Here is a 19832-nt window from a genome sequence, read left to right on the forward strand (position 1 = left end):
CCGGGCAGTTCCGCATCACGGTCCGGCTGTACGTCACCGATCCGCGCGGCGCCCGCGACGTCTCCGGGGTCGCGCGACGCGTCGGTAGAGCCGGTAGGGCGGCTCCGGCGCGGGGCCGTGGTCCGGCCTGTCCCTACCTCTCCACGATCCCGCGCACCACGCCGAGCTCCACCAGGTCCTGCGGCCGCAGCCGGAGCTGGTCGGCGGTGAGCGGGGCCTGGTCGGGGGAGCGCTTGAGGATGGCCGAGGCTGGTTCGGGCGCGATGACGGAGAAGTAACCGTCGGGCGTGGTCCAGGTGTTGCCGCGCGCGGCCAGCGCCAGGGCCCCGCCCGAACCGCCCTCGCCGACGAGGAGCGAGGTCACCGGGACCCGCGCCTCGGCGACCGCGGTGAACGCCTCCGCGATGGCCGGGCCCGCCCCGGCCCGCTCCGCCTCCGCGTCGTTGGCGGCGCCCGGGGTGTCGATCAGGGTGAGGACCGGGATCCCGAGCCGGTCCGCGAGCCGGATCAGCCGGGCGGCCGTCCGGAAACCGGCCGGGCGGGTCGCGGTCCCGCCCTGCGCCGCGTACGCGACCGTCCGGCCCTCGTGCAGGCCGAACCCGCACTCCACACCGGCGTCCACGCCACCGGCCCGGTCGCCCCACACGGCCTCCCGGACGCTGAAGTAGGCGTCCAGATAGGCCCCGGCGCGCGGCCGCCCGGCGGCCCGCGCCCGGACGACGGCCTCCCACCCGGTGCCGGGCGGGGCGGCCTCGGTGAGGGCGCGGGGCGGCGGAGCGGCCACGGGCGGCCGCTCGCCGGCGCCCGTCAGGAGCCGCAGCCACCGGCCGAGCGTCGCCCGCAGGGCCGCCGGGTCGACGAGCGCGTCCACGTGCCCGTGCGCGTACTGCCCCTCCGCCGTGTACGCGGCCGGGTCGGCGTCCGGCGGCCGGACCCGGGAGCCCGCGAAGGCCACCTGGGCCGAGCGGAGGGCGAGGACCACGTCCGCGCCCGCGCCGACCGTCGCCCAGCCGCCGCCGGTCGACGGGTCGCGCAGCACCGTGACATGGGGGACGCCCGCGCCCCGGAGCCGTACCGTCGCCTCGGCCACCCGCTGGAGCTGGGTCAGGGCGATCATGCCCTCCTGCATCCGGCTGCCGCCCGTCGCCACGAGCGACACCAGCGGGACCCGGTCGGCGACGGCGGTGTCGTACGCGGCGACGAGCCGGTCACCGGCCGCCCGCCCGAGCGAGCCGCCGAGGAAGCCGAACTCGAAGGCGACCAGGACCACCGGACGACCGCCGACCGTCGCCCTGCCGTACAGGACGGACTCCTCCTCGCCGGTCTTCGACGCCGCACGCGCGTGTGCCGCGTCGTACCCGGCCCAGCCGATCGGCCCGTCCGGGCGCGCCGGCCCGTCCGCCGGCCCGTCCGGGGCCGGGGCGGGCAGCGCCGCGAAGTCGTCCGTCACCAGCGCGACGACCTCGCGGGCCGTGGGCCGCTCAGTCACGGCCGGACTCCGCGAGGGCGGCCGGCAGCGCCTTCTTCAGGAGCTTGCCCATGTCGTTGCGGGGCAGCGCGCCGAGGAAGTGCACGGTGCGCGGGCGCTTGTGCGGGGCGAGAAGACCGGCGACATGGTCCGCGAGCTCCTCGGCCGTCGGCGGCTTCTCCGCGTCCGCGGCCACCACCCAGGCCACGATCCGCTCCCCGAGATCGGCGTCCGGCTCCCCGGTCACGGCGGCCTCCCGCACCGCCGGGTGGTCCAGGAGGGCGTTCTCAATCTCGCCCGCGCCGATCTTGTACCCGCCGCTCTTGATCAGGTCCGTCGCCTTGCGGCCCACGATCCGTACGTACCCGTCGGGTTCACGGACCGCCATGTCCCCGGTGCGGAACCACTCCCCGTCGAAGGCGGCGGCGGTCGCGTCCGGCCGGTTCAGATACGCGCTGAACAGGTTCGGGCCCTTCACCTGGATCTCGCCGACGCTCTCCCCGTCGTACGCCGCGATCTCCGTGCCGTCCTCCTCCACGAGCCGCAGCCCCACGCCCCGCAGCGGCAGCCCCACGGACCCGGGGCGCGGCGGGGTGCCCACGGGGACGGCCGTGTTCATCAGGGTCTCGGTCATGCCGTACCGCTCGACCACCGTCCGGCCCGTCGCCGCCGAGATCCGCTCGTGGTCGTGGACCGGCAGCGCCGCCGAGCCCGAGACCAGCAGCCGCGCCTCCGACAGCGCCCGGACCAGCGCAGGATCGCCGTCGAGGGCGTCCGCGAGCCGGTGGTACATCGTCGGTACGCCGAACAGCATCGTGCCGCCGCCCGCGCCCAGCTCCCGGGCCACGCCCTCGACGGAGAACGCCCCGAGGTGGCGCACCGAGCCGCCGCGCCGCAGCGGGCCGAGGACGCCCAGTATCAGTCCGTGCACGTGGAAGAGCGGCAGCGCGTGCACGAGCACGTCGTCCGCCGTCCAGGCCCAGGCCTCCTCGAGGGCGTCCAGCGAGGCGGCGATCGCCCGGTGGGAGAGGACGACACCCTTGGGCGGCCCCGTGGTGCCGGAGGTGTAGACGATCAGGGCGGGGGACTCCTCGGGCAGGTCGGGTTCCCCGACCGCCGGACCCTCCCCGCGTCCGTCGACGTCGATCCGGGGCAGCTCCGCGAGCCCCGCCGGGAGCACGTCGCCCGCGCCCGCGAGGACGAGCCCCGGGATGCTGTCGCCGAGGATGTGCGCCAACTCCCGCTCGCCCGTGCGCGGGTTGAGCGGGATCGCCGGTACGCCGGCCAGCAGCGCCGCCACCACGGCGACCGCCGTCGGTGCGGTCGGCGTCGCCCAGACGGCGACCCGCCCCGCGCCCTCGATCCGCGCCGCCAAGGCGCCTGCCGCGCGGCCCAGTTCCTCGTACGTGAGCGAATCGGCGCCGAAGCGCAGTGCGGGCCGGTCCGAACGGGCCCTCAGGGCCGGGAACAGCGCGGTCACGGGTCGTCCTCCTCGCGTAGCGGGATGCCGAGAGGCATTCTGCCCGCGTCTCAGGGGCGAGGTGCTGCGACCTTGCTCACCTCCGGCGCCCCGCCGACGTCCGCGGTCGGCCTGATCGTCCGCATCCGCCCGTACGCGTACACACAGCCCGCGAGCGCGAGGTCGGAGAGGAGCATGAAACCGATCGAGTAGGAGTCCTTGGCGCTGTAGATCGCGCCCATCACCAGCGGCGGCACGAAGCCGCCGAGCCCGCCCATCGCCCCGACGATGCCGGTGACGCTGCCGACCTGCGGCTGCGGGGTGACCTGCGAGACCAGCGCGAAGACCGAGCCGCTCGCCGTGCCGAGCCCGGCCGCCATGCAGAGCAGGGCGATCGTGCCGCCCGGGTTCAGCGGCGGGTCGAAGGCCTGGACGATCGCGAACAGCGCGACGAAGCCGAGCGCGCCGGCCGTGACGAGCGCGGGGTGGATCCGGTCGGAGAGCCAGCCGCCGATGGGCCGGAAGACGACGGTGACCAGGGCGAATCCGGCGGCCTTCGTACCGGCGTCGGTCGGGTCCAGTTCGTACCAGGTCTTCAGGTACGTCGGCAGGTACACCCCGAACGCGACGATGCCGCCGAAGCCGATCGCGTACAGCGCCGACAGCTCCCAGGTCACCCGCAGCCGCCCCGCCTTCCCGAGTCGCGTCGCGAGGGACGCCGTGGGGACCGGCCGGTCGGGGCGGTCCTTGATGAGGAGCAGCGCGAGGACGGCGTACGCGGCGAGGGCGACGGCGACCACGACGAACGGCAGGTTCTCGCCGTGCTTGGCGATGCGCGGGGTGAAGTAGCCGGAGAGCGCCACACCGCCCATGCCCATGCCGAAGACGCCGAGCGCCAGGCCCCGCTTGGCGGGCGGGAACCAGGAGTTGACCAGGGGGATGCCGATCGCGAAGGTCGTGCCGCCGAGGCCGAGGAGGAAGCCGACGGCGAGCATCGCGCCGTACGAGTTCTTCGCCGGGATCAGGAGGAGGACGGGCACGATCGTCAGCGCCGACACGAGCGGGAACATCAGCTTGGCGCCGTAGCGGTCGGTGAGCGCACCGACCGGGATCCGGCCCAGCGAGCCGACCAGGACGGGGACGGCGACGAGCAGCGACTGCTGGAAGGAGCTGAGGTTCAGCCGGTCCCCGTACCAGCTGGCCAGCGGCGCGATCAGGTCCCACGCCCAGAAGGTGAGCGCGAATCCGATCGTGGCCATGACCAGGTTCCGGTAGGCGGTGCCGGAGGGCTTCGCGAGGGTGTCCACGCGATCAGTCAAGTGCGCGCGGCGGACCGGGGCGCGCCGGATTGGGCCGTACGGGGGCGTGGTTTCGCGGGGGCTACGGCCGGTGCACGGGGGCGTGGCTTGGCCGGGGCTACGGCCAGTGCACCGTGGTGGCCGGGCGGCCGTCGTCCGTCACCGTCAGGCGCGGGCCGTCCGGTGTCGCCGCCACCTCGACCCGGATGGCCGAGACGCCCGACCGGCGGTGCGCCGCCGCGAGGGCCTTGCGCAGTGCGGCGAGCAGCGCGTCGGCGTCGGCCGGGTCGACGAGCGTGTCGACGGCGCCGGTGAAGTGCACGGAGGGCTGGAAGCCGAGGAGGGCCGCCGCGCCGCCCGTCTCGCGCAGCACCCGGCCCCGGAAGGTCGTCGGCGCGTCGGCGGGCGGCTGCTGGAGGGCGAAGATGGCCGTCCGTACCTCCTGGATGGTGGAGTCCAGCTCGTCCACGGCCCGGCCGAGCAGCGCGGTGTCTCCGAGGGAGTCGGGGTCGGCGGAGAGGTCGCCCGCTGCGGCCTCCGCGTCCTCTTCGGTCGGGGAGTCCGTCGCGCGGCGGCGCGTCGACTCCAGCATCATCTCCGTCGCGAACAGCCGCTGGACGACGAGATCGTGCAGGTCACGGGCGATCCGGTCGCGGTCCTCGTACACCGCGAGCTGCTCCCGGTTGTGCTGCGCGTCCGCGAGGACGAGCGCGAGGGCCGCCTGGGAGGCGAACTGCGAGGCGAGCAGCCGCTCCACCGCCGTGTACGGGCGTCCGCCGAGCCGCCGGGGGAGCGCGAGCGTGCCGATGAGCCGGCCGCCGCTCTGCAGCGGCAGCATCATCGAGGGCCCGAACCGCGACCGTACGTGCGTGGTCATCCGCGGGTCGGTCGCCGAGTCCTCGACGAACACCGGCTCCCCGCCGAGCAGTTGCTCGAGGACCGGCGAGCCCGGCGCGATCGTCGTCCCCACCAGGTCGCCCGGGTCGTCCACGGTCGAGGCCGCCACGATCTCCATCCCGCCCTCCTCGGTGGGCTGCAGGACGACTCCGGCCGAAGCGTCGGCGAGCAGCCGGGCCCGTTCGGCGACGGTCATCAGCGCGTCCGCCGCGGGCTCCCCGGCGAGCAGCGCCGTCGTCACCGCCGCCGCGCCCTCGATCCAGCGCTCGCGCTGCCGGACTGTCTCGTAGAGGCGGGCGTTGCCGATCGCGATGCCGGCCTGCGAGGCGAGGACCCGCAGCATCGACAGGTCCCGCTCGGTGAACGGGCCGCCCCGCTTCTCGGTGAGGTAGAGGTTGCCGAACACCTCGGTGTGGACGCGGATCGGGACCCCGAGGAACGAGTGCATGACGGGGTGGCCCTCGGGCACCCCGCCGGAGCGCGGATCGGCGGTCAGGTCGTCGAGGCGCAGCGGCTGCGGGTCCTCGATGAGGACCCCGAGGAGCCCGCTGTGCCCGTCGGGGAGGCGGGGGATCCGCTCCCGTTCGGCGTCCGTCATGCCGGAGGTGAACAGCTCCGTGAGCCGGCCGCGCTCGGGGTCCACGACCCCGAGCGCCCCGTAGCGCGCCCCGATCAGGTCGGTCGCGGACTCCACGATGTGCTGGAGCGTGGCCCGCAGTTCGAGATCGGTGCCGACGCTCAGGACCGCCTGGAGCAGCATCGGCAGGTGCGGTGCCGCGTCCGGTTCGTCGTGGTGGTCCGTCAGTGCCATGGGAGCATTGTCAGGCGAAACGGGCGATCGGGACGATCATTCCGCCTCGGCCAGCGGGTCGAGGACCATCGGCTGGATCTTGCCCTCCAGCATCGATCCGAGCCCCAGGATCGCGCAGACGTCGGGCCGTTCGGCGATGGTCACCGGCATCCCGGTCGCCTCGCGCAGCATCTGGTCGAGCCCGGGGAGCAGCGCGCTGCCGCCGACCATCATGATGCCGCGCTCGGCGAGGTCGGCCACCAGGTCGGGCGGGCAGTCGCGCAGGATCTTGCCGATGCCGTCGAGGACGGCGGTCAGCGGGGTGTGGATGGCCTCGCGCACGGCTGCGGTGTCGACGGTCACCGAGCGGGCGAGGCCGGTGGCGACGTCCCGGCCGTGGATCTCGGTGTAGCTCGGGCCCTGGAGCGTCAGGCCGTTGCCGCTGAGGGCGAGTTGCAGCGGCCGGACGGACTGGCTGGGGAGCATCAGCTCGTGCTGGTGGCGCAGGTGCTGGATGACCGCGTGGTCGATCGCGTCACCGCCCACCGGGATCCGCTCGGCGGTCACGATCGACCCCAGGGACAGCACGGCGACCTGGGTGGTGGCCGCCCCGCAGACCATGATCATGGTGGCGGTGGGCTGCTCGACGGGGAGTCCGCAGCCCACGGCCGCCGCGATCAGGGTGTCGACCAGCTCGACCCGGCGGGCGCCGAGCCCGACGAGGGTCTCCACCGCCGCGCGCTGTGCGAGCGGGTCGCTGTCGTGCGGGGTGCAGGCGGCGGCGCGCAGCCGGGGCTTGCGGCGCAGCTGGCGGCGGAGCTTCTCGCCGAGCAGATGACGGAGCATCCGCTGGGCCATGTCGATGTCGACGACGGTGCCGCCGGAGACGGGCCGGACGACCCGGATGTAGTCGGGGGTGCGGCCGGTCATCTTCTCGGCCAGCGCGCCGACGGCGATCAGTGCGCCGGTACGGGTGTTCACGGCGGCGACACTGGGCTCGTCGACGACGAGCCCGGCGCCCTTGACGAAGACCCGGGTCCGGGCGGCGCCCAGGTCGACGGCGACATGGCAACGGCGCAGCTGCTCAAGGCTGACGGTCACGGCGGATCCTCCGGAGTGCGGTGCTGGCACGGGGCGAGGCGTGGTGCGTTTCGGCGTCCTGTTCGCATCGTGCGACCGCCTCCGGCGCGGCGCGCGCTGGGATGCGCCGCCCGGGGGTGGAGGGGGTGTCTCGGAGGGGCGTCCTGGAGGGGTGTCTTGGGGGTGTCCTGGTGGGGTGTCTCGGGGGGGTGTCCTGGAGGGGGCCTGGCGTCCGGTCAGAGCAGACGCTGGAACAGCCCCCAGGTGAACTCGGCCGCACCCGTGCCGCCGTCGGGGAGGGTGAAGTCCAGGCGCAGCCGGGTCGGCGCGCTGCCCTCGCGCGCCCGGGCCGGCGGGAAGGCGTTGCCGACCTCGGCGACGGTGCAGCCCCAGGGCCGTAGATCCGCCGTGGTGCGCAGCTCGGGGACGGGGGCGCCGGGCGAGCGGACCAGGCCGCTGCCCCAGACGTCCGGCGCGGTCCTGCGGCCGAGCGGGCCCACCAGGACCTCCCAGCGCAGCTCGGGCCAGAGCGGCAGCTCCCACTGGAGGATCTCGGAGTCGTACCGCTCCACCCGGCGGCGCGCCACGGGCTCCCCGAGCGCCGACCGGTAGCGGGCGAGCTCGCCTGGCCCCCGGCGGCCGTGCGCCCAGGCCTGCCAGCGCCGGTTGGCCTCGCGCATCGCGGTCCGCGTCGCGCCGAGCGCGCGGACGGCTTCCTCGACGAGATCCGGCTGGTGGTCGGCCATCCGGCGGAGCAGGACGAGCTGGAACTCGGTGGGCCCGAAAGGCTCGGACGAGGTCATGCGACCATCCTGCCCGAAGCGGGAGAATCGCGACGACACGCCGCCGACCTGGGGTTTCCTCACAGGATCCTCACGTTCCCGCCTACCTGTGGGGACCCGCCGACACATACTCTGCGGCAGCCATGGACTACTGCCATCAGTGCCGACGGCATCTCAACGGCGCCCTCGCCTGTGCGGGGTGCGGTACGCCCGTGGAGGAGCTGCGGTACGAGACCCCCCGCGCGACCGAGTACGCGGCCGAGACCGAGCACGTCTACGAACTGGACGTCGTCGAGCCTCCGCGCCCCGCCTCGGGAGGCAGGCGCGCCGCCAGGCGTGCCCCGGCGGGACCGGTCGCGTCCGGGAGGGCGGCCTCGCGCAAGGGGCGCCGGGCCCGCAGCCGCAAGGGGCGAAACGTTCTGGTGGGCTCCCTCGGGTTGCTCCTGGCGGCCGGGGCGCTGAGCCTGACGAAGGTGGCCCTGGACCCTCCGGACGAGGGCGGCGCCGCCACCGCGGTCCAGGAGGAGGAGGTCGTGGAGACCTCGCTGCCTCCGGTGCCTTCGGAGAGCGTCCGGCCCACGGAGACCCGGGGCCCTGTACGGGTCTCGACCTCGGCCTCCCCGGTGGACGCGCACACGCCCGCCCAGGGGCACACGGGCATACCCGGCGGGGGCTCCGCCGGCGGATCCGGCTCGGGCGGCGGGAACGGCTCGGGGGACGTGGGTGGGACCGGGCAGGGCTCGGACGGCGGTCAGGGCAACCCGACGAGCGCCCCGCCGACGGGTTCGCCGTCCGCGTCGCAGCCGGGGGCCACGGCGACACCGTCGGGCAGCGGCAGCCCGACGGCGACACCGCCCGGTTCGCCGCCCACGACTCCGGCGCCCACGCCCAGCCCGACCAAGAGCTGCTGGTTCATCTTCTGCTTCTAGGGAGTGTCCGGAAAGTATGGTCGTCCGCCCGAAGGGCGTCGCGAGCCAGGCCAGACTTTCCGGACACGACCTAGGGGCCCGCCGGTGCGTGCGTCAGCCCCCGTCCTCACCCAGCATCCGCTTCAGCAGGTCCCGCAGCAGCGTCCGCTCGACCTCCGTGAGCTGCCCGAGCGGCTCGCGCGCGAAGTCGAGCGACTCCCGCAGCCGACGGGCGGTGTCCAGGCCCTCCGGCGTGGGCGCGGCCAGCTTGACGCGGCGGTCGGCCGGGTCGGGGCGGCGCTCCGCCAGGCCGCGCGCTTCGAGGCGGTCGACGATCCCCGTCACGTTCGACGGCTCGCACTTCAGCTTCTCGGCGATCTTCCGCATCGCCACCGGTTCGAGCGACAGGAGTCCGAGGACCCGGGCCTGCGCGCCGGTGAGCGCGTGCTCCGAGGCCGCGTGCTCGTACTCCTGGTGGTACCGCGCCACGACCGTGCCGATCAGGTCGACGACTTCGACGGTCAGGGGGTCTGTGCGTGGGGTGCCCATGGGCACCATCGTACCCAGATACTTGACAACATGAAATATCCAGGCGCATGGTTGTTTCAGTTGGTGAAGTAATTTCTCGTTCCAGGAGGCAGAGCCGATGTCCGTACTTCCCGCGTCCAGCCGTGAGTGGCACCTCGTCGCCCGTCCGCACGGCTGGCCGACCCCCGCGGACTTCGCGCTCCGTGAGACCCCCGTCACCGCGCCCGCCGAGGGTCGGATCCTGGTCAAGAACCTGCACTTCTCGGTCGACCCGTACATGCGGGGCCGGATGAACGACGTGAAGTCGTACGTCCCCCCGTTCAAGCTCGACCACCCCATGGACGGCGGCGCCGTCGGTGAGGTCATCGCGTCGAACGCGGAGGGCTTCGCCGTCGGCGACCACGTCCTGCACGGCCTCGGCTGGCGCGAGTACGCCGACGTGCCCGCCCAGCACGCCACCAAGGTCGACCCCGACCTGGCCCCCCTCTCCACGTACCTCGGTGTCCTCGGCATGACGGGCCTGACGGCCTACGCCGGCCTCTTCGAGGTCGCCTCCTTCAAGGAGGGCGACGTGGTCTTCGTCTCGGGCGCGGCCGGCGCCGTCGGCGGCCAGGTCGGCCAGATGGCGAAGCTCAAGGGCGCCTCCCGGGTCATCGGCTCGGCCGGCTCCGACGAGAAGGTCAAGAAGCTCGTCGAGGAGTACGGCTTCGACGCCGCCTTCAACTACAAGAACGGCCCGGTCAAGGACCAGCTCCGCGAGGCCGCCCCGGACGGCATCGACGTCTACTTCGACAACGTCGGTGGCGACCACCTCGAAGCCGCGATCTCCTCGCTCAACGTGCACGGCCGCGCGACCATCTGCGGCATGATCGCGCAGTACAACGAGACCGAGCCGGTCCCCGGCCCGCGGAACATGGCCATGATCATCGGCAAGCGGCTGCGCCTCCAGGGCGTCCTCGTCGGCGACCACTACGGCCTGCAGCCGCAGTTCGTCCAGGAGGTCGGCGGCTGGCTGCGCACCGGCGAGCTGAAGTACGACGAGACCGTCGTCGAGGGCATCGAGAACGGCGTGGAGGCCTTCCTCGGCCTGCTCCGCGGGGAGAACACCGGAAAGATGATCGTTTCCGCGACCCGCTAGTCTTCCCTCAGCCGTCGCGATCGTGGGCGCGAGTCGCGGCGAACCAGCAGAAGGAAGCATCAGATGTCCATCCAGCAGTCCGACGTCCTGTACACCGCCATCGCCACCGCCGAGAACGGGCGTGACGGCCGGGTCGCGACCGACGACGGCCAGCTCGACGTCGTCGTGAACCCGCCGAAGGCCATGGGCGGCTCGGGCGCGGGCACCAACCCCGAGCAGCTCTTCGCCGCCGGTTACAGCGCCTGCTTCCAGGGCGCGCTGGGCGTCGTGGCGCGCAACGAGAACGCCGACATCTCGGGCTCGACGGTCACCGCCGAGGTCGGCATCGGCAAGAACGACGACGGCTTCGGCATCATCGTCAAGATCTCGGCGACCATTCCGAACGTGGACGCCGAGACCGCGAAGAGCCTGATCGAGAAGGCCCACCAGGTCTGCCCGTACTCCAAGGCGACCCGCGGGAACATCACGGTCGAGCTGGCCGTCTGAGTTACGCGTAGTCTGAAGTGGGCCGCACCCCGACCGACCGGGGTGCGGCCCGCTTCGTACGGGCGCGTGCGGCACGCCCGATAGGGTGATCCACATGCGCGATTTCGGGGCCGGGTTCGGATATCTGGTACAGGGGCAGAAGTGGGTGGCCCGGCACGGCCGGTGGTTCGGCTTCGGGCTGCTCCCGGGGCTCGTGACCCTCGTCCTCTACGTGGGCGCGCTCATCGGCCTCGGCTACGGAGCCGACGACCTGACCACCTGGGCGACCCCGTTCGCCGACGACTGGACCTCCCCCTGGCAGGGGCTCGTCCGGGGCTTCTTCACCGGCCTGGTCTTCGCCTTCGGGCTCTTCCTCGCGGTCATCACCTTCACCGCCGTGACCCTGCTGGTCGGCCAGCCGTTCTACGAGTCGCTCTCCGAGCAGGTCGACCGCACCGAGGGCGGCGACGTCCCCGAGTCGGGCCTGCCGCTCTGGCGCGAACTGTGGATCTCCGCACGCGACAGCCTGCGCGTGCTCGCCCGGGTCGCCCTCTACGGCATCCTGCTCTTCGCCTGCGGCTTCATCCCGGTCGTCGGCCAGACCGTCGTCCCGGTGATCGGCTTCTGCGTCTCGGGCTTCTTCCTCGCCCACGAACTGACCTCCGTCGCCCTCCAGCGCCGGGGCGTCGAGCTGAAGAGCCGCCTCGGGATGCTCCGGGGCCGCCGGATGCTCACCCTGGGCTTCGGCGTCCCGCTGGTCCTCTCGTTCCTGGTCCCGTTGGTCGCCGTCTTCCTGATGCCGGGCGCCGTCGCGGGCGCGACCCTGATGGCCCGCGAGCTGAACGGCGAGACGGCCGAGACGGGCGAGGGCGGGGGCAAGACCCCCGCGCCGCCCGTCCAGACGGGCACCCCGCAGCCGCAGCGGAACCCGTACGCCTGACGCCGGCCGGCCTCAGCCCACCTCGGCGAGGGCGAAGCCCGCGCGCTCGGGACCCGCGTCGGCGATGCGCTCGCCGTCGGGGCCCCAGCCGCCGCTGAGACCGACGCACGGGCCCGCCTCGCACGTGCCGACGACGTTCGCCAGGACCACGTAGAGGCCGAAGTCCCGGGCCCGTACCGGGTACACCTTCTCGAACGAGTCGTTGTCGGGGTCGAGCGCGGAGCTCGCCAGATAGACCGTGCAGCCGTCGGCGACGGCCCGCTCCGCGATGTCGGGGAAGCGGTTGTCGTAGCAGGTGGCGAGCGCGAAACGGACCCCGTCGAGGGTGAAGCGCCCGTCGGCCGTGCCCGGTGCGAAGACCTCGTTCTCGATGCCGTGCAGATGCGCCTTGTCGTAGCGGGCGAGCAGCTCGCCGTCCGGGCCGAACACCAGGGACGTGATGCCCGGCCGGCCGCCCGCCGTGCGCACCGGCCCGTTGACGACCGCCGCCACGCCGGCCGCGCGGCAGGCCTCCCGTACCGGATCGAGGCGCGGGTCGTCCTCGGCGAGGTGGAGGGCCGGGGTGGCGCCGATGAGGGTCGGCTCGTAGCCGGTGAGGGCCAGCTCGGGCAGGACGACCACGCGGGCACCCTCGGCGGCGGCCTCGCGGATCAGCCCGGCCACGGTACGGACATTGGCCTCGACGTCCCCGGCGACCGGGGCGAACTGCGCTGCTGCGACGATCATGACCGCCATCATCCCGCCCATCCGTCGACGAGGCTAGGAGTTCGCGGCGGCCACCGCGAGGATCGCCCGGACCTGGGCGATGATGGCGAGCCGGTTGGCGACGAACTCCGGGTCGGTGACCGTGCCCGTCGCCGGGTCGGTGTTGCCCGTGCCGAACTGCAGGACCGGGGTGTGGACATGGCCGCCGGGCAGCTGCGGCAGGCCCAGCCGGTCGCGCAGCAGGGTCGCGCGGTAGGCGATCTCGTTGGAGAGGTAGTTCCCGCCGCCGCCCGCGCGGGCCGCGGAGCCCGCCGTCGGACCGTCCGGGCGGTCCACGGGACCGGTCGCGCCCGCCGGGATCTCGGTCACCGTCGTGTTGTCCCGTACCGGGAACCGCCCGGTGTCCGCCGCGACGATCGAGGCGTACGGCAGGGTCGTCGCCGTCCACTGCGGCTGCGTGGCCGGGTCGGCCACCGGGACGGTCTCCGTGCGCGAGAGGTTCTCGTTGTCGGGGAAGCCGCCCCGCCAGGCGCCGTTGAACCGCTCGATGTCGAAGCGGCCGATCCGGCCCTGGCTGACGGTGGTGAAGAGGTCCACCTCCGACAGGTGCCCGCGCAGCGACCGCTCGACGCTGCCGTCGGCGAAGTCCTGCCAGCGGACGGGGAAGACGGCCGTCTCGATCCGGGCGAGGTCACCGTCGGCGGTCCGGATCAGCGCCCCGTCCAGGGCCAGCGCGGTGGCCCCCGAGGGGTTGCTGATGCGGACGTCCCGGTCGAGTGTGAACGGGTCGAAGCCGGTCAGCAGGATCCGCTTCACGCACGTGCCGCGAGGCCCGTCGCCCGGAAACCGGATCGAGTCCTGGCCGCGCGAGGAGCGCTCCAGCCGGTCGAGAAGACGGGCCCTGCGCTCCTCCCCGAGCGCGAACCCCGGCTGCCAGCCCCGCAGTTCACGGGTCAGCGCAAGCCGCGCCCAGTACAGCGGGCGGTCGTCGTCCTTGCTCAGATCCCCGCGCACCCGGCGCCCCTGCGCCCGGTCCACGGCGTCCCGCCAGAGCCGTTCCCCGTGCCGTACGACCGCCCGCTCGGCCTCGCCGTACGACTCCGCCCCGGCAAGGGCGCGGGCGAACTCCGGTGCCACGGAGGCGAATCCGCCGCGCCGCAGGATCTCCTGGGGCACGGCCCGGTCCAGCCGCGCCTCCTCCACGGTCACCGCGGGCGCGGCCCCCGTCGTGGAAACAGCCGTGGCGGGCGGTGCGCCGAGCGTCAAGGTGGCGGTGATCAGCGCGAGACCGAGCGCTGCGGGACGTAAACGGGACAGCACGGGCGGGACCTCCGTCGCGTCGGAAACCGGCCCGCGCAGTATCCCGGCTCACCCGCAACTCCCGCTACGGTGCCCTCACTTGCCGCCCGAGCCCTCCGCGTCCTCCGCGGCCTCTCCGCCGTGCAGCAGCCGCAGGAAGTCCCGGAACGCCGCCGGCATGTCCACGGCCGTCGGGTCGAGCAGCCACTGGTACTGAAGGCCGTCCATCACGGCCGTCAGGATCGGCGCCGCCCGCTCCGGCGTAAGCCCGCTCGGCAGGCGCTCGCCGAACTCCAGGCGCAGCACGGTCGCCATCTCCGTACGGACCTGGGTGTAGCGCTCGGTGAAGAACCGGCGGGCCGGGTGGTCCTCGGTCACGGACTCGCCGAGCAGCGCAGAGAAGGTCTGCACGATCCCCGGCCGCATCGCGTTGTACTCGACGAGCGAGTCGATCAGGTCGAGCCGCCAGCCCTCGCGCGAGCCCGCGCCGCTCGTGTCCCACTTGTCGCGCTCCGCGAGCACCGCGACGAGCAGGGCCTCCTTCGTGGGGAAGTAGTGCAGCAGCCCCTGCTGCGTCAGGCCGACCCGCTCCGCGACCGCGCCGAGCGACGCGCCCCGGTAACCGCGCTCGGCGATCACCTCGAGGGCCGCGCGCACGATGTCCGAGCGCCGCTCCTCGCTCCTGGCCCGCACCATCGCCGTGGCCCCCTTTCCCTGCCGTCCGTCCACTGAAGGTCCGTCCTTCGACGGTCTGTCCGCCGTCGAAGGACCCTCGTCCCCAGGACCGTACGGCATGACATGATTACGAAACAGTAACGTAACCTACCGATCTACAGGTATCGGGTCCACCATGGGCCGCACACGACTTCAGCGAGGAGACATGGCCATGGCGGAGCACAGCGCGGAGACCGTTCGTGAGCAGGCCGTCGAGACGGCGCTCGGCAAGCTCGACCTGGACACCAAGACCCGGCTGCTCGGCGGCCAGGACATGTGGTCCCTGCCCGCCGTTCCCGAGATCGGCCTGCGGTCGATCGTGATGTCGGACGGCCCGATCGGCGTACGGGGCGTCCGCTGGACCGCCGACGACCCGTCCGTCGCCCTGCCCTCCCCGACCGCCCTCGCCGCCTCCTGGGACCCGGCCCTCGCCCGCCGCGCCGGCCGCCTGCTCGCCCAAGAGGCCCGCCGCAAGGGCGTCCACGTCCTCCTCGCGCCCACCGTCAACCTGCACCGCACCCCGCTCGGCGGCCGCCACTTCGAGGCCTACAGCGAGGACCCGTACCTCACCGGCGCCATAGGCACCGGCTACGTCCAGGGCGTCCAGGACGGCGGCGTCGGCACCACGGTCAAGCACTACGTCGGCAACGACGCCGAGACCGACCGCTTCACCGTCGACAGCGTCATCGCCCCGCGCCCGCTGCGCGAGCTCTACCTCGCGCCCTTCGAGGCCATCGTCAAGAACGCCCACCCCTGGGGCATCATGACCGCCTACAACCAGGTCAACGGCGTGACCATGAGCGAGCACCACGAGCTCGTCAACGAGGTCCTGCGCGGCGAGTGGGGCTTCGACGGCGCCAACGTCTCCGACTGGATGGCCGCCCGCTCCACCAAGGGTGACATCGAAGGCGGCCTCGACGTCGCCATGCCCGGCCCGCAGACCGTCTACGGCGAGGCGCTCGCCGCCGCCGTCCGGGCCGGTGAGGTCGAGGAGTCGCTGGTCGACGCGGCCGTACGGAACGTGCTGCGGCTCGCCGCCCGCGTCGGCGCCCTCGAAGGCGCCCCGGCGGTCGTCACCGAGCCCCCGGCCACGATCGACGGCGACGCGTTCGCCCGCGAGGTCGCCCACCGAGGCGTCGTCCTCGTCCGCAACGAGAACGACGCGCTGCCCCTCAAGAACGGCACCGTCGCCCTCTCCGGCGCCGCCGCCCGCGACGCCCGGATCCTCGGCGGCGGCTCCGCCCAGGTCTTCCCCGACCACACGGTCTCCCCGCTCGACGGCCTCACCGCCGCGCTCCCCGAGGGCGCCCTCACCTTCACCATCGGCGCCGACCCGAGCGACGAACTCACCCCCGCCGGCTCGGTCTCGTCCGGGTTCACCCTCCGCGCCGTCTGCCGCGACGCCGACGGCACCGTCCTCGGTGAGGGCTCCCTGCCCAACGGCCAGGTCCAGTGGATCGGCGACGACCTCCCGGCCGGCGTCACCCACGAGGCCCTCGCCTCCATCGAGGTCACCGGTACGTTCACCCCGCGCGAGTCCGGCGAGCACTCCTTCGGCACCCGCGGCCTCGGCGCCTTCACCCTCAGCATCGCGGGGGAGACCGTCTTCGACGGGCTCCAGGCGATGGGCCCCGAGAGCGACCCCTTCGAGGCGTTCTTCGGCTCTCCCGTCGAGCGCGCCAAGGTCGCCCTCACGGCGGGGAAGAGCGTCGAGGTCTCCCTGCTCCACCCGCTGGACAAGGAGTTCGCGGCCCCGCTGCCCGCCGTGATGTTCTCCTTCGTCCACCTCGGGCCGCGCCGCGACCCCGACGAACTGATCGCCGAAGCCGTCGAGGCCGCCCGCGCCGCCGACACCGCCGTCGTGGTCGTCGCCACCACCGAGCGCGTCGAGTCCGAGGGCTTCGACCGCAAGGACCTCGCCCTGCCGGGCCGTCAGGACGAGCTGGTCCGGGCCGTCGCCGCCGCCAACCCGAACACCGTCGTCGTCGTCAACGCCGGCTCCCCGGTCGAGATGCCCTGGCGCGACGAGGTCGCCGCGATCCTGCTCAGCTGGTTCCCCGGCCAGGAGGGCGGCGCCGCGCTCGCCGACGTCCTCACCGGCGCCGAGGAGCCCGGCGGCCGGCTCCCCACCACCTGGCCCGTCGCCCTCGCCGACGTGCCGGTCACCGAGACCACCCCCACCGACGGTCAACTCGCCTATGACGAGGGCGTGTTCATCGGCTACCGCGCCTGGGACAAGGCCGGCGCCACCCCGGCGTACGCCTTCGGCCACGGCCTCGGCTACGCCACCTGGTCGTACGACTCCCTCGAAGTCACCCCGACCGCGGCGAAGGTCCGGATCACCAACACCGGCACCCGCACCGGCCGCGAGGTCGTCCAGATCTACCTGGCGCCCGCCGCCGACGAGGTGGAGCGCCCGGCCCGCTGGCTGGCCGCCTTCGCGAGCGTCGAGGCCGGCGCCGGCGAGAGCGTCGAGACCGAGATCCCGCTGCCCGCCCGCGCCTTCGAGATCTGGGACGAGGAGCGGAACGGCTGGGCGCACATCTCCGGTACGTACGAGGTCCGGGCCGCGCACTCGCTCGCCGACACGCGCCTCACCGCGACGCTGGACATCTGAGGCCCCGTCCTCCCATGACCGGCCCCGGGGCGGAACCTGACAACCGCCCCGGGGCTTCCTCGTCAGCGCGTACCGAAGCGGAAGACGGTCTCCGAGGCGTACACCTCGCCCGGCCGCAGCACCGTCGACGGGAACTCCGGCCGGTTCGGCGAGTCGGGGAAGGCCTGCGTCTCCAGGGCCACCCCGCCGAGCTCCGGGTTCGCGTACACCTGCAGCCCGGGCTCGGTGGTCTCCACGGTCACCGTCCGCCCGGTGTCGGGCGCGTACAGCTCGGCCGCCTCCGGCGAACCGTCCCCGTCGAGGACGAAGTTGTGGTCCAGCGGGACCGACAGCGGCCCGCCGGCGCGGAAGTCCAGCTCCGTGCCCGTGACCTCGGCGAACGCCCCGGTCGGGATGCCCGTCGGGTCCATCGGCGTGTACCGCCCGGCGGCGACCCGCAGCTCGTGCGCCCCGCCGCCCGGCCTCCAGTACGTGTGGTTCGTCAGCGCCACCACGGTCGGCGCGTCGGTCTCCGCCCGGTAGCCGATCCGCAGCGCGCCGTCGGCGTCGAGGGTGTACGTCACCGCGACCGCGAGCCGGCCGGGGAAACCCTCCTCGCCGTCGGGGGAGACCCGGGAGAGCCGTACCCCGCCCTCGACCTCCTGCGCGTCCCACACCCGCTTGTCGAAGCCGCGCTCCCCGCCGTGCAGGGAGTTCGGCCCCCCGTTGCGGGCGAGCCGGTACGTCGTGCCGTCCAGGGTGAAGGACCCGCCCGCGATCCGGTTGGCGTACCGCCCCACCAGGGCGCCGTAGTACGGCTCGGGGTGTTTCAGATAGCCCGTCAGATCCGGGTGCCCGAGCACCACCTCGTCCGGCACGCCGTCCCGGTCCGGCACCACGACCGACTGGACGATGCCGCCGTACGTCAGCACCCGCACGCGCACGGAGTCCCGCTGGAGGGTCCAGCGCGTGACGTCCGTACCGTCGACCGAACCGAAGGGTTCACCCGTGATCCTCATGATCCGGAACCCTACGCGGGCGGCTCCGGCGCCGTCACCTGCCGATGCGCCAGCTCCGCGAGCCGCGCCTGCCCGTTCTTGCTGGGGTGGAACCAGTCCCAGCGGCTCAGCTGTTCGCCGTCGAAGGGGAAGCCGAACACCGCGCCGCCGTCGTACCGGCAGCGGCGGTCCTTCGCGCAGACCTCCTTCAGGGCCGTGTTGTACGCCACCACCCGGTCCCGCACGGCCGTGCGCCGCTTCTCGGCCGAAGCGCTCAGGTCCTCCGCGTCGGCCAGCATCGAGCCGCAGATCCCCAGCCTCCATATCTGCCGGCTCAGGGCGCTGTCCTTGCCGGACGCCCAGAGCCGCTTCAGGTCCGGCACGCTCGACACGTACACCTGCGCCTTCGGCGCGGCCCTGCGCAGACTCGCGAGGGACGCCTCGAAGTCCGCGCGGAACTCCGCGACCGGCGTCATCAGTTCGGCCCGGGCCCGGCAGGCGTCGTTGGAGCCCATCATCACCGTCACCAGCTCCGGCTTGCGGGCCCCCGCCCGGGCCATCTGCTCGGGCAGCTCTGCCATTCGCGCACCCGTCTTCGCCAGGTTCCAGCTGCGCTCGGCGACGCGCTCGGGGCCGAGGAGGCGCAGGGCCAGGCTGTTGACCACGGTGTCCGTGCCGGTCGCCCAGGACGCCTCGGGGCAGTCCGCCAGGACCGTACAGGCGTCGAAGGCGCGGGTGATGGAGTCGCCGACGGCGGCGACGGAAGCGGGGGTGCGGTCCCAGACCGGGGTCGGCCGCGGTGTCGGGGTCGGCTTCGGGGAGGCGGCGGCGTCGGGCCGTGCGACCTCACACCCCGTCAGGGTGCCCGCGCACAGCAGCGCCACGGCCCCCGCGGCGGCGAGGCCGGTACGGAATCGTCGTGTGCCGCGCATCCTTCGGCGCATCCCCTTGGCCCCCATTTCCCACCCGGTCGGCGTCCTGGCGAGTGAAAGCTTCGTGTCCACCGGCCCCCGGACCGACCGTACGTCACCCCAAGGGTGGTGCGGCACGGTAGCTTTTCCCCCGTCGAACCAGAGGCACCTTTGCCAGTCGGCTCCGGTAAATTACATCACGTCACATGCTGTCCCCTTTTCGGGGGTTTACGGAGTTTACTCCCGATGCTGTTTACTGAGGCCGCTGGGAAAGGCGAACCTCGTCCCACACTGGAGGTCCCGGTGACGACACGTGGAGTCCTGTACGTACACTCCGCACCGCGCGCGCTGTGCCCGCACGTCGAATGGGCGGTCGCGGGTGTCCTCGGTGCGAGGGTCCAGCTCGACTGGATCCGCCAGCCGGCGTCGCCCGGCACGTGGAGAGCCGAGTTCTCCTGGCAGGGCGAGACCGGCACGGCCTCCAAACTGGCCTCCGCGCTGCGCGGCTGGCAGATGCTCCGTTTCGAGGTCACCGCGGAACCCTGCCCGACCGCCGAGGGCGAGCGCTACAGCGCCACCCCCGAACTGGGCATCTTCCACGCGGTCACCGGCATGCACGGCGACATCCTGATCCCGGAGGACCGCCTGCGGGCCGCCCTGGCCCGCTCCGTGCGCGGCGAGACGGAGCTGGAGGCGGAGATCGCCAAGCTCCTCGGCAAGCCCTGGGACGACGAACTGGAGCCCTTCCGCTACGCAGGCGAAGGCGCCCCGGTCCGCTGGCTCCACCAGGTCGTCTGACCCGCCGCCAGCCCCCCCGACACGCCGAAGGCCCACCCCGAGCGGGGGTGGGCCTTCG

At 73.5% G+C, this 19832-nt stretch carries 18 protein-coding genes; 6 read left to right on the forward strand and 12 right to left on the reverse strand.

Going from position 1 to position 19832, the window contains the following annotated elements:
- Nucleotides 1–133: 133 nt before the first annotated feature.
- The 6 genes from AB0F56_RS29925 to AB0F56_RS29950 all read right to left on the reverse strand — a co-directional run bounded on the left by AB0F56_RS29925 (nucleotide 134) and on the right by AB0F56_RS29950 (nucleotide 7795).
- Nucleotides 134–1489 (reverse strand): carboxyl transferase domain-containing protein, encoded by a 1356-nt coding sequence (locus tag AB0F56_RS29925; RefSeq protein WP_362015120.1) that lies wholly within the window; start codon nucleotides 1487–1489, stop codon nucleotides 134–136.
- Nucleotides 1482–2948 (reverse strand): acyl-CoA synthetase, encoded by a 1467-nt coding sequence (locus AB0F56_RS29930; RefSeq protein WP_362015122.1) that lies wholly within the window; start codon nucleotides 2946–2948, stop codon nucleotides 1482–1484. The genes AB0F56_RS29925 and AB0F56_RS29930 overlap by 8 nt, the downstream gene beginning before the upstream one ends.
- 50 nt (nucleotides 2949–2998) lie before the next feature.
- Nucleotides 2999–4186 (reverse strand): NarK/NasA family nitrate transporter, encoded by a 1188-nt coding sequence (locus AB0F56_RS29935; RefSeq protein ID WP_362015351.1) that lies wholly within the window; start codon nucleotides 4184–4186, stop codon nucleotides 2999–3001.
- 157 nt (nucleotides 4187–4343) lie between these two features.
- Nucleotides 4344–5933: a GAF domain-containing protein gene (locus AB0F56_RS29940; protein ID WP_362015125.1), complete on the reverse strand. Its 1590-nt coding sequence runs from the start codon at nucleotides 5931–5933 to the stop codon at nucleotides 4344–4346.
- A 36-nt stretch (nucleotides 5934–5969) separates the two neighbouring features.
- Complete coding sequence (locus AB0F56_RS29945) at nucleotides 5970–7013, reverse strand: rod shape-determining protein (RefSeq protein ID WP_362015127.1); 1044 nt, start codon at nucleotides 7011–7013, stop codon at nucleotides 5970–5972.
- A 215-nt stretch (nucleotides 7014–7228) separates the two neighbouring features.
- The gene (locus AB0F56_RS29950; RefSeq protein WP_362015130.1) at nucleotides 7229–7795 is read right to left on the reverse strand and encodes a hypothetical protein; all 567 of its coding nucleotides are present in this window, start codon (nucleotides 7793–7795) and stop codon (nucleotides 7229–7231) included.
- 122 nt (nucleotides 7796–7917) lie between these two features.
- Here AB0F56_RS29950 and AB0F56_RS29955 point away from each other — a divergent pair, with 122 nt between their 5' ends.
- Entirely contained in the window at nucleotides 7918–8703 is a 786-nt protein-coding gene (locus tag AB0F56_RS29955; protein WP_362015132.1) for a hypothetical protein, read from the forward strand.
- 93 nt (nucleotides 8704–8796) lie between these two features.
- On the opposite strand, the gene AB0F56_RS29960 is transcribed toward AB0F56_RS29955, so the two are convergent.
- Nucleotides 8797–9231 carry a MarR family transcriptional regulator gene (locus AB0F56_RS29960; RefSeq protein ID WP_362015135.1) on the reverse strand — a complete coding sequence of 145 codons (435 nt, stop codon included), beginning with the start codon at nucleotides 9229–9231 and terminating at the stop codon, nucleotides 8797–8799.
- 97 nt (nucleotides 9232–9328) lie between these two features.
- Between AB0F56_RS29960 and AB0F56_RS29965 the strand changes: the two genes are divergently transcribed.
- The 3 genes from AB0F56_RS29965 to AB0F56_RS29975 all read left to right on the forward strand — a co-directional run bounded on the left by AB0F56_RS29965 (nucleotide 9329) and on the right by AB0F56_RS29975 (nucleotide 11753).
- Entirely contained in the window at nucleotides 9329–10348 is a 1020-nt protein-coding gene (locus tag AB0F56_RS29965; protein ID WP_362015137.1) for an NADP-dependent oxidoreductase, read from the forward strand.
- Nucleotides 10349–10411: 63 nt separating this feature from the next.
- Entirely contained in the window at nucleotides 10412–10834 is a 423-nt protein-coding gene (locus AB0F56_RS29970) for an organic hydroperoxide resistance protein (RefSeq protein ID WP_362015140.1), read from the forward strand.
- A 94-nt stretch (nucleotides 10835–10928) separates the two neighbouring features.
- Nucleotides 10929–11753, forward strand: a complete 825-nt coding sequence (locus AB0F56_RS29975) for an EI24 domain-containing protein (RefSeq protein WP_362015142.1) — start codon at nucleotides 10929–10931, stop codon at nucleotides 11751–11753.
- A 12-nt stretch (nucleotides 11754–11765) separates the two neighbouring features.
- On the opposite strand, the gene AB0F56_RS29980 is transcribed toward AB0F56_RS29975, so the two are convergent.
- The 3 genes from AB0F56_RS29980 to AB0F56_RS29990 form a co-directional block, all read right to left on the reverse strand.
- Nucleotides 11766–12479 carry a carbon-nitrogen hydrolase family protein gene (locus tag AB0F56_RS29980; RefSeq protein WP_362015145.1) on the reverse strand — a complete coding sequence of 238 codons (714 nt, stop codon included), beginning with the start codon at nucleotides 12477–12479 and terminating at the stop codon, nucleotides 11766–11768.
- A 33-nt stretch (nucleotides 12480–12512) separates the two neighbouring features.
- The gene (locus tag AB0F56_RS29985) at nucleotides 12513–13775 is read right to left on the reverse strand and encodes a pyroglutamyl peptidase (protein ID WP_362015354.1); all 1263 of its coding nucleotides are present in this window, start codon (nucleotides 13773–13775) and stop codon (nucleotides 12513–12515) included.
- A gap of 78 nt (nucleotides 13776–13853) precedes the next feature.
- Nucleotides 13854–14453, reverse strand: coding sequence for a TetR/AcrR family transcriptional regulator (locus AB0F56_RS29990; RefSeq protein WP_362015357.1), 600 nt, complete (start codon nucleotides 14451–14453; stop codon nucleotides 13854–13856).
- A gap of 190 nt (nucleotides 14454–14643) precedes the next feature.
- On the opposite strand from AB0F56_RS29990, the gene AB0F56_RS29995 reads away from it, so the two are divergent.
- Nucleotides 14644–17088, forward strand: a complete 2445-nt coding sequence (locus AB0F56_RS29995; protein WP_362015147.1) for a glycoside hydrolase family 3 C-terminal domain-containing protein — start codon at nucleotides 14644–14646, stop codon at nucleotides 17086–17088.
- 62 nt (nucleotides 17089–17150) lie between these two features.
- Here AB0F56_RS29995 and AB0F56_RS30000 read toward each other — a convergent pair whose 3' ends face one another.
- Both AB0F56_RS30000 and AB0F56_RS30005 read right to left on the reverse strand, forming a co-directional pair.
- On the reverse strand, nucleotides 17151–18086 hold the full coding sequence (locus AB0F56_RS30000; RefSeq protein ID WP_362015149.1) for an aldose epimerase family protein: 936 nt from the start codon (nucleotides 18084–18086) through the stop codon (nucleotides 17151–17153).
- 11 nt (nucleotides 18087–18097) lie between these two features.
- Nucleotides 18098–18997 (reverse strand): SGNH/GDSL hydrolase family protein, encoded by a 900-nt coding sequence (locus tag AB0F56_RS30005; protein WP_362015151.1) that lies wholly within the window; start codon nucleotides 18995–18997, stop codon nucleotides 18098–18100.
- Nucleotides 18998–19279: 282 nt separating this feature from the next.
- On the opposite strand from AB0F56_RS30005, the gene AB0F56_RS30010 reads away from it, so the two are divergent.
- The gene (locus AB0F56_RS30010) at nucleotides 19280–19774 is read left to right on the forward strand and encodes a DUF3145 domain-containing protein (RefSeq protein ID WP_137989482.1); all 495 of its coding nucleotides are present in this window, start codon (nucleotides 19280–19282) and stop codon (nucleotides 19772–19774) included.
- Nucleotides 19775–19832 lie beyond the last annotated feature (58 nt).

This window comes from Streptomyces sp. NPDC026092 (assembly GCF_040638605.1).
Taxonomy (GTDB): domain Bacteria; phylum Actinomycetota; class Actinomycetes; order Streptomycetales; family Streptomycetaceae; genus Streptomyces.

Bases quoted from the DNA above. Each gene is read 5' to 3' on its own strand.
- AB0F56_RS29935 (WP_362015351.1), bottom strand. From the start codon at position 4,186: ATGGCCACGATCGGATTCGCGCTCACCTTCTGGGCGTGGGACCTGATC.
- AB0F56_RS29940 (WP_362015125.1), bottom strand. From the start codon at position 5,933: ATGGCACTGACGGACCACCACGACGAACCGGACGCGGCACCGCACCTG.
- AB0F56_RS29950 (WP_362015130.1), bottom strand. From the start codon at position 7,795: ATGACCTCGTCCGAGCCTTTCGGGCCCACCGAGTTCCAGCTCGTCCTG.
- AB0F56_RS29955 (WP_362015132.1), top strand. From the start codon at position 7,918: ATGGACTACTGCCATCAGTGCCGACGGCATCTCAACGGCGCCCTCGCC.
- AB0F56_RS29960 (WP_362015135.1), bottom strand. From the start codon at position 9,231: ATGGGCACCCCACGCACAGACCCCCTGACCGTCGAAGTCGTCGACCTG.
- AB0F56_RS29965 (WP_362015137.1), top strand. From the start codon at position 9,329: ATGTCCGTACTTCCCGCGTCCAGCCGTGAGTGGCACCTCGTCGCCCGT.
- AB0F56_RS29970 (WP_362015140.1), top strand. From the start codon at position 10,412: ATGTCCATCCAGCAGTCCGACGTCCTGTACACCGCCATCGCCACCGCC.
- AB0F56_RS29975 (WP_362015142.1), top strand. From the start codon at position 10,929: ATGCGCGATTTCGGGGCCGGGTTCGGATATCTGGTACAGGGGCAGAAG.
- AB0F56_RS29980 (WP_362015145.1), bottom strand. From the start codon at position 12,479: ATGATCGTCGCAGCAGCGCAGTTCGCCCCGGTCGCCGGGGACGTCGAG.
- AB0F56_RS29990 (WP_362015357.1), bottom strand. From the start codon at position 14,453: ATGGTGCGGGCCAGGAGCGAGGAGCGGCGCTCGGACATCGTGCGCGCG.
- AB0F56_RS29995 (WP_362015147.1), top strand. From the start codon at position 14,644: ATGGCGGAGCACAGCGCGGAGACCGTTCGTGAGCAGGCCGTCGAGACG.
- AB0F56_RS30000 (WP_362015149.1), bottom strand. From the start codon at position 18,086: ATGAGGATCACGGGTGAACCCTTCGGTTCGGTCGACGGTACGGACGTC.
- AB0F56_RS30005 (WP_362015151.1), bottom strand. From the start codon at position 18,997: ATGCGCGGCACACGACGATTCCGTACCGGCCTCGCCGCCGCGGGGGCC.